Raw genomic sequence first — 1,083 nt, forward strand, 5'->3', positions numbered from 1 at the left:
TCCCCAATCCCCAATCCCGGTGCCTAATGGACAAAGCCCTCTACGTTGCGATGACCGGTGCCCGCGCCTCCCTGCAGGCGCAGAGCACCGTGTCGCACAACCTCGCCAACGTCGATACGGTGGGGTTCAAGGCCGCGTTGGCCAATACCGAGGCCTTCAAGATCCAGGGCAAGGGCTATCCGTCGCGGATCGATGCGCTGCACGTGGACCAGGGCTTCGATCGCAGCCAGGGCCATCAGAAAGTGACCGGCAACCCGCTGGACGTGTCGCTGCAGCAGGACCGCTGGCTGGCCGTGCAGTCGCCCGACGGTAGCGAGGCCTACACCCGTAACGGCGAATTGGCGCTGACCGCCAATGGCCAGCTGGTCACCGCCAACGGGCACCCCGTGCTGGATGAAGGCGGCAATCCGATGACCATCCCCCCGCACCAGGCGATGGAAATCGGCAGCGACGGCAGCATCTCCATCATCCCGCAGGGCGAAGGCCCGCAGGCCATGGACATCGTCGGCAAGATGAAGGTGGTCGATGCCCCCGCCGACCGGTTGACGCGGCGCCCGGACGGGCTGATGCGTAACACCAGCACCGACCCGGCGCAGGCGTTTGCGGTGGCCACCGGCAAGACCATCAACAGCGGCATGCTGGAGGGCAGCAACGTGGACGCCGCCGGCGCGCTGGTGGAGATGATCCAGCTGCAGCGCCAGTTCGAAATGCAGGTCAAGATCATCAAGAACGGCGACGACAACGCGCAGTCGGCCAACTCGATGATGCGTCTGAACGGCTAAAAGCGGCTCATTCTTCGGTTTTGCTGCAAGGCCCTTGCCCGCCCACCGTAGCGGGACACGCTGCAAGTACGTCCTTGCAGTTTCTTCCGAACGGCTAAAAGCGGCTCATTCTTCGGCTTGGCTGCAAGGCCCTTGCCCGCCCACCATTGCGGGACACGCTGTAAGTACGTCCTTGCAGTTTCTTCCGAACGGCTAAAAGCGGCTCATTCTTCGGTTTGGCTGCAAGGCCCTTGCCCGCCCACCGTAGCGGGACACGCTGCAAGTACGTCCTTGTAAGCTCTTACGCGGCATCCATGCCGCG

At 63.7% G+C, this 1,083-nt stretch carries 1 protein-coding gene; it reads left to right on the forward strand.

Going from position 1 to position 1,083, the window contains the following annotated elements; genetic code table 11:
- Positions 1 to 26 precede the first annotated feature (26 nt).
- Entirely contained in the window at positions 27 to 782 is a 756-nt protein-coding gene (gene flgF, locus Y887_RS17645; RefSeq protein ID WP_046965590.1) for a flagellar basal-body rod protein FlgF, read from the forward strand.
- Positions 783 to 1,083 lie beyond the last annotated feature (301 nt).

The organism is Xanthomonas pisi DSM 18956, from assembly GCF_001010415.1.
GTDB lineage: Bacteria > Pseudomonadota > Gammaproteobacteria > Xanthomonadales > Xanthomonadaceae > Xanthomonas > Xanthomonas pisi.

Coding starts and splice junctions, on each gene's coding strand:
- flgF (WP_046965590.1), top strand. CDS start 27: ATGGACAAAGCCCTCTACGTTGCGATGACCGGTGCCCGCGCCTCCCTG.